General features: G+C 67.8%; 6 protein-coding genes and 1 pseudogene. 5 read left to right on the plus strand and 2 right to left on the minus strand.

Translation table 11 applies throughout. The features are described 5' to 3' along the window. Nucleotides 1-90: 90 nt before the first annotated feature. Both asd and RWO33_RS05390 read right to left on the minus strand, forming a co-directional pair. A complete protein-coding gene (gene asd / locus RWO33_RS05385) occupies nt 91-933 on the minus strand; it encodes an archaetidylserine decarboxylase (protein ID WP_314102857.1) in 843 nt (280 codons plus the stop codon). Then, complete coding sequence (locus tag RWO33_RS05390) at nt 930-1580, minus strand: SCO family protein (protein WP_314102860.1); 651 nt, start codon at nt 1578-1580, stop codon at nt 930-932. The genes asd and RWO33_RS05390 overlap by 4 nt, the downstream gene beginning before the upstream one ends. Nucleotides 1581-1709: 129 nt before the next feature. Here RWO33_RS05390 and prmB point away from each other — a divergent pair, with 129 nt between their 5' ends. From prmB to RWO33_RS05415, 5 genes and pseudogenes are all read left to right on the plus strand, one after another. Beyond that, the gene (prmB, locus tag RWO33_RS05395; protein ID WP_145479865.1) at nt 1710-2639 is read left to right on the plus strand and encodes a 50S ribosomal protein L3 N(5)-glutamine methyltransferase; all 930 of its coding nucleotides are present in this window, start codon (nt 1710-1712) and stop codon (nt 2637-2639) included. Continuing rightward, nucleotides 2636-3739: a chorismate synthase gene (aroC, locus tag RWO33_RS05400; protein ID WP_145479868.1), complete on the plus strand. Its 1104-nt coding sequence runs from the start codon at nt 2636-2638 to the stop codon at nt 3737-3739. The genes prmB and aroC overlap by 4 nt, the downstream gene beginning before the upstream one ends. Next, nucleotides 3732-4757 carry a D-glycerate dehydrogenase gene (locus tag RWO33_RS05405; RefSeq protein WP_314102865.1) on the plus strand — a complete coding sequence of 342 codons (1026 nt, stop codon included), beginning with the start codon at nt 3732-3734 and terminating at the stop codon, nt 4755-4757. Before aroC ends, RWO33_RS05405 begins: the two co-directional genes overlap by 8 nt. 112 nt (nt 4758-4869) lie before the next feature. Beyond that, on the plus strand, nt 4870-5895 hold the full coding sequence (locus RWO33_RS05410) for an aspartate-semialdehyde dehydrogenase (protein ID WP_145479872.1): 1026 nt from the start codon (nt 4870-4872) through the stop codon (nt 5893-5895). Between the two features lie 89 nt (nt 5896-5984). Next, nucleotides 5985-6517, plus strand: a pseudogene (locus RWO33_RS05415) (fimbrial protein FimV); the annotation flags it as partial.

The following is a 6517-nucleotide window of genomic DNA, read 5'->3' on the forward strand; positions in this document are numbered from 1 at the left end:
GCAACGTACCCGGCGCCGCGCCGCACCGTCCCGGCAATGAGGGCCGATGCGAAGAACGCGTCGCCACCCGCGGGGTGCATGCCGCAGGAATCACCTCAACGTGGCAAGCGCCTGTCCGAGTTTGACTGCATGCTCCGCGTCGAGATGCGGGGCGAAGTCCGCCACGCCCGGCGGCAGCAGCACGATCACGGTGGAGCCATAGTTGAAGCGCGCCATTTCGGCGAAACGCTCCAGGGTGATGCCCTTGCCGCGGTAATCCTTGCGGGTGATCGTATCGCCATAGGCCGGGATCTCTTCCCCACCCCACACCGTCTCCACGCCCGACACCAGCAGCGCGCCGACCATCACCTGCACCATCGGACCGAAATCGGTGTCGAAATGACAGACCAGGCGCTCGTTGCGGGCGAACAGCCCTGGCACGTTGTTGACCGCAGCCGGGCCCACGCTGAACAGCCGGCCTGGCACGTGCACGGTTTCGCGCAGGGTGCCGGTCCACGGCATGTGCACGCGGTGGTAGTCCTTCGGCGACAGATACACCGTGGCGAACAGGCCGTGGTGGAACACTTCGGCATCGGCCGCATCACCGAGCAGCTCGGCAGCGGTGAACGACTGGCCCTTGGCCTGGAAGATGCGCCCATCCTCGATCGCGCCGAGCTGGCTGATGCGCCCGTCGGCCGGCATGACCAGGGTGCGCGCGCCGGCATCGGGCACGCGCGCGCCCGGCTTGAGCGCGCGGGTGAAGAACTGGTTGAAGGTGGCATAGCTGCGCGGGTCCGGATTGGCGGCCTCGGCCAGGTTGACCCCGAACTTTTCGGTCACCGTGTCGATCAGCCAGCGCGAGATCCGCGGGTTGCTGGAATACGCCAGGCGCCGTGCCATCGACGACAGCAGGCGGTGGGGCAGGACGTAGCTCAGCGTGGTGGTCAGGCTCATGGGGCGGATTTCTCGGTCAACAGGTTCAGGTCGCGGGCGATGGCCTGCGCATTGAAGGGAGGGCGGACCAGGCCGGCCAGCCTGCCTTCCGGGTCCAGCACGGCCAGGCCGGCCGAGTGTTCCAGGGTGTAATCCTGGGGCTTTTGCTCGAAGTCCTTGCCCGGCACCTTCTGGAACACGAAGCCCAGTGCGGTTGCGAAGCGTTCCAGCGAGGGGACGTCGGCGGTGGCGGCCAGGGTGTCCTTGTGGAAGGCGTGCACGTACTCGCCGAGCCGCGCAGGGGTGTCGCGTTCCGGGTCCACCGACACGAACACCAGCCGGGGCCGCAGCGTTTCCGGCTGGGCTTCCCACTGCTTCTGGGCCTGGGCGAGGTCGGCCAGGGTGGTCGGGCAGATGTCGGGGCAGGCCAGGAAGCCCAGGAACACCAGGGTCCAGTGGCCCTTGAGCTCGCCGGGAATCAGCCGGGTACCGTCCGACTGGGCCAGGTTGAACTCCGGCAGCGGGCGCGGCTGCGGGTAGAAGGTGATCGACTCCGTGGCCGGGCGGGTACCCGCCGTGGTGGGGGCGAACACTTTCTGGGCGACGACCAGGCCGAGCCCGGCGGCCAGCGCGATGAGCAGGATGATGCCGACATTGCGATTGAACATGTAAGCCCGTTCCCGAAGGGGGCCACCATGATAGGGGATGGGGCGCCGGCCGCACCGTTTCGACTGCAACGGATGCCGTGCTGCGCCGCAGCGCCTATAATCTGGGGCCACTTTGTCTGTTGCCCTGCCATGACCGCCGAAACGGCCGCCGAACTCCATACGATCATCGACCTGATCCGCTACGGCACCAGCCGTTTCAACGCCGCCGGGCTGACCTTCGGGCACAGCTACGACAACGCCCTGGACGAAGCCACCCAGCTGGTCCTGCACGCTTTGCACCTGCCGCACGACCTGGGCCCGGCCTACGGCGCCGCGCGCGTCCTCGGGTCGGAGAAGGCCGAGGTGCTGGCCCTGTTCGAGCGCCGCATCAGCGAGCGCCTGCCGGCCGCCTACCTGACCGGTGAGGCCTGGTTCGCCGGGCTGAGCTTCAAGAGCGACCGCCGCGCCCTGGTGCCGCGTTCGCCGATCGCCGAGCTGATCGAAACCGGCTTCGAACCGTGGCTGGCCGGCCGTGACGTACACCGCGCGCTGGACCTGTGCACCGGTTCGGGCTGCATCGCCATCGCCATGGGCCACTACTACCCGAACTGGGAAGTGGACGGCGTGGACCTCAGCGATGAGGCCCTTTCGCTGGCTGAAGAGAACAAGGAACGCCTGCAGGCGCACAACGTCACCCTGCTCAAGTCGGACCTGTTCAATGGCCTTACCGGCCGGCACTACGACCTGATAGTGACCAACCCGCCGTACGTCACCAACGACGAAACCGACGCGCTGCCGCAGGAATACTCGTACGAGCCCGAGATGGGCCTGCGTGCCGGCGACGACGGCCTGGACCTGGTGCTGAAGATCCTGCGCGACGCCCCGCTGCACCTGAGCGAAGACGGCCTGCTCATCTGCGAAGTGGGCGAATCCGAGCAGCACCTGATCAAGCTGCTGCCGGAAGTCGATTTTGCGTGGGTTGAGTTCAAGGTCGGCCAGATGGGCATCTTCGCGGTCGAGTGCCGCGAGCTGATCGCCCACAGCGCCCGCATCACCGAACTGGCAGCGCAGCGGCCGTGAGTTCCAATACCTTCGGCAAGCTGCTTTCGGTCACCACCTTCGGCGAATCGCACGGTCCGGCGATCGGCTGCGTGATCGACGGCTGCCCGCCGGGGCTGGAGATCAGTGCCGACGAATTCGCCCACGACCTGCAGCGCCGCGCCACCGGCAAGAGCCGGCATACCTCGGCGCGGCGCGAGGCCGACGAGGTCGAGATCCTGTCGGGCGTGTACGAAGGGCGCACCACCGGTACGCCGATCGCGCTGCTGATCCGCAACACCGATCAGCGCAGCAAGGATTACAGCAACATTGCCCAGCAATTCCGCCCGGGCCATGCCGACTACAGTTACTGGCAGAAGTACGGCATCCGCGACCCGCGCGGTGGCGGGCGCTCGTCCGCGCGCGAAACCACCATGCGCGTGGCCGCCGGCGTAATTGCGAAGAAGTGGCTGCTGCAGCGCTTCGGGGTGACCGTGCGCGGTTACCTGTCGCAGCTGGGCGAGATCACCCCGACCGGGCATGACTGGTCGGCGGTGGAAGACAACCCGTTCTTCTGGCCGGTGGCCGAACAGGTCCCCGCGCTGGAAAGCTACATGGACGCGCTGCGCAAGTCCGGCGATTCGGTCGGCGCGCGCGTCAACGTGGTGGCCGATGGCGTGCCCCCGGGATGGGGTGAGCCGATCTACGGCAAGCTCGATGGCGAACTCGCCTCGGCGTTGATGAGCATCAACGCGGTCAAGGGCGTGGAGATCGGCGACGGCTTTGCCAGCGCCGCGCAGAAGGGCACCGAACACCGTGACCTGATCACCCCTGAAGGCTTCGCCAGCAACCATGCCGGCGGCATCCTCGGCGGCATCTCCACCGGCCAGCAGGTCACTGCCTCGATCGTGCTCAAGCCCACCTCGAGCCTGCGCCTGCCGGGGGCGACGGTGGACGCCAGCGGTGCTGCGGTCGATGTGATCACCACCGGTCGCCACGACCCGTGCGTAGGCATCCGCGCCACCCCCATCGCCGAAGCGATGATGGCGCTGGTGTTGATGGACCAGGCGCTGCGCCACCGCGCCCAGTGCGGTGACGTGGGCGAAATCACGCCGCGCATCCCCGGATCCATCGATGGCTGACATGCGCCCCCGCGTCTGGGTCAGCCAACCCCTGTTCGATGATGTGATCGAACAGCTCGGGCAGCATGTCGAGCTCGCGATGACCCGCGAGGTGACCCGCTATACGCCCGCGATGCTGGCCGGAGAGCTGGCCCAGGTCGATGGCGCGCTGATCACCCTCAACGAACGCATCGGCGCGGCCGAGATCGCCAACGCGCCGAAGCTGCGCGCGATTGCCAATGTCGGCGTGGGTTACAACAACCTGGACATCGGCGCGCTGAGCGCGGCCGGCATCCTGGCCAGCAACACCCCGGACGTGCTGACCGAAACCACCGCCGACCTCGGCTTCGCGCTGCTGATGGCGACCGCGCGGCGGATCACCGAAGCCGAGCGCTGGCTGCGAGAGGGGCAGTGGGGGCAGTGGTCGTTCCAGACCATGCTCGGCGCCGACATCCATGGCAGCACGCTGGGCATCCTCGGCATGGGCCGCATCGGCCAGGGCATCGCCCGCCGTGGTGCGCTGGGGTTCGGCATGCGCGTGCTCTACCACAACCGTTCGCGCCTGCCCGAGGCGACCGAAGCCGAAGTCGGCGCGCAATACGTCGACCTGGACACGCTGCTCGCCCAGGCCGACCACCTGGTGCTGGTGCTGCCCTACGGCGCGGCCTCGCACCACATCATCGACGCCGCCGCACTGGCGAAAATGAAGCCCACCGCGACCCTGGTGAACATCGCCCGTGGCGGCATCGTCGACGAAGCGGCGCTCGCCGATGCACTGGCGAACGGCCGGCTGGCGGCCGCCGGGCTGGACGTATTCGAGGGCGAGCCGAGCGTGCGCCCGGAGCTGCTGGCCCTGCGCAACATCGTGCTGACCCCGCATATCGGCAGCGCCAGCCTGGCCACCCGCCGCGCCATGGTGCAGCTGGCGGTGGACAACCTGCTGGCCGCGCTCGGCCTGGGCGCGCATGCCGGCAACCCGCCCAGCGCCATCAACGCCGACGCCGTGGCCGCCAAAAAAATCGACGACGCAAAACGATAGGGAATCTCCGCGCCTGTTGCGCGAGGTTCCCCGAGCCCAATCCGCGTTCCCGAATATTCCGGTAGGTACCGACCGTTGGTCGGTACTCCCCATCACGGTTGAAGAGGTTCCCATGAGCAATCAAGATCGTCGTTTCCACGTCGCCGTCGTCGGTGCCACCGGCGCCGTTGGCGAAACCATGCTCGCCATCCTGGCCGAGCGCAATTTCCCGATCGCCACGCTCAGCCTGCTCGCGTCCTCGCGTTCGGCGGGCGGCGAGATTGAATTCGAAGGCAACAAGGTCAAGGTCCAGGACCTGGCCACGTTCGACCCGAGCGGCGTGGACATCGCGCTGTTCTCCGCAGGCGGCAGCGTGTCCAAGGAATATGGCCCGAAGTTCGCCGCCGCCGGCGCGGTGGTGATCGACAACTCCTCGGCTTTCCGCTACGACGACGATGTGCCGCTGGTGGTCTCCGAAGTGAACCCCGAAGCGCTGAAGAACCGCCCGCGCGGCATCATCGCCAATCCGAACTGCTCGACCATGCAGATGCTGGTCGCGCTGGCCCCGCTGCACCGCCAGTACGGCATCCAGCGCATCAACGTGGCCACCTACCAGTCGGTCTCCGGCGGCGGTCGCTCGGCACTGGAAGAACTGGGCAAGCAGACCGGCCAGCTGCTCAGCTTCCAGGACATCGACCCGCAGCGCTTCCCGGTGCAGATCGCCTTCAACCTGATCCCGCACATCGACGACTTCCAGGACAATGGCTTCACCAAGGAAGAAATGAAGCTGGTCTGGGAAACCCGCAAGATCCTCGGCGACGACAGCATCCTGGTGAACCCCACCGCCGTGCGCGTGCCGGTGTTCTACGGGCACTCCGAAGCGGTCAGCATCGAAACCCGCGACAAGGTCACCCCGGATGCGGCGCGCGAGCTGCTGTCGCGTTCGCCGGGCGTGGAAGTGGTCGACCGGCATGAAGCGGGTGGGTACCCGACCCCGGTGACCCATGCCTCGGGCACCGATGCGGTGTACGTGGGGCGCATCCGCGAGGATCTGTCGCACCCGCGCGGCCTGAACCTGTGGATCGTGTCGGACAACATCCGCAAGGGTGCAGCGCTCAACGCGGTGCAGCTGGCCGAGCTGGTCGCCGCCGAAGGTTGAGCGATGCCTGCGCGCGTGCATGGCGCCACGCCCTGCGTGGCTGAAATGCTGCGTGGCTGGATTGGTCGGGAATCGCTATATTGCCTGCCATGAAGAACCGGGTTACGGGCGCGTTGCGCCCGCTCAAGTATGCGTCGACCCTGCTGCTGGCCCTGGCCAGCAGCTCCGCCATGGCCCTCGGCCTCGGCGACATCCGGGTGCTGTCCAAGCCCGGCCAGCCGCTGCTGGCTGAAATCCCGGTCATTTCCGCCGACCCGTCCGAACTGGAAAACCTGCGCGTGGCGCTGGCCTCGCCGGTCACCTTCGCCCGGGTCGGGCTGGAGCGCCCGACCGGCCTGGTCAGCGAACTGCAGTTCGAACTCTCCCGCGACAGCAACGGCCGTGCCGTGGTGCGGGTCACGTCGCAGGCCCCGGTCACCACGCCGTCGCTGAACTTCCTGGTCGAAGCCGACTGGGGCCAGGGCCGCCTGGTCCGCGAATACTCGGCGCTGGTCGATGCGCCCGACAGCGCGCTCGCCGTGGCCGAACCGGAGATCGTCGCGCCGGCCGGGGCCATGTCCAATGCCATCGCGCGCGAAGCGGCCGCGATGCAGGCGCCGGCACCGGTGGCTGCCGCAGCACC

Origin of the sequence: uncultured Stenotrophomonas sp., assembly GCF_963519925.1 — a bacterium.
In the GTDB taxonomy this organism is placed as follows: Bacteria; Pseudomonadota; Gammaproteobacteria; order Xanthomonadales; family Xanthomonadaceae; genus Stenotrophomonas; species Stenotrophomonas maltophilia_AE.

What these genes read in the sequence shown, in the direction of transcription:
- asd (WP_314102857.1), bottom strand. Translation starts at nt 933, where the DNA reads ATGAGCCTGACCACCACGCTGAGCTACGTCCTGCCCCACCGCCTGCTG.
- RWO33_RS05390 (WP_314102860.1), bottom strand. Translation starts at nt 1,580, where the DNA reads ATGTTCAATCGCAATGTCGGCATCATCCTGCTCATCGCGCTGGCCGCC.
- prmB (WP_145479865.1), top strand. Translation starts at nt 1,710, where the DNA reads ATGACCGCCGAAACGGCCGCCGAACTCCATACGATCATCGACCTGATC.
- RWO33_RS05405 (WP_314102865.1), top strand. Translation starts at nt 3,732, where the DNA reads ATGGCTGACATGCGCCCCCGCGTCTGGGTCAGCCAACCCCTGTTCGAT.
- RWO33_RS05410 (WP_145479872.1), top strand. Translation starts at nt 4,870, where the DNA reads ATGAGCAATCAAGATCGTCGTTTCCACGTCGCCGTCGTCGGTGCCACC.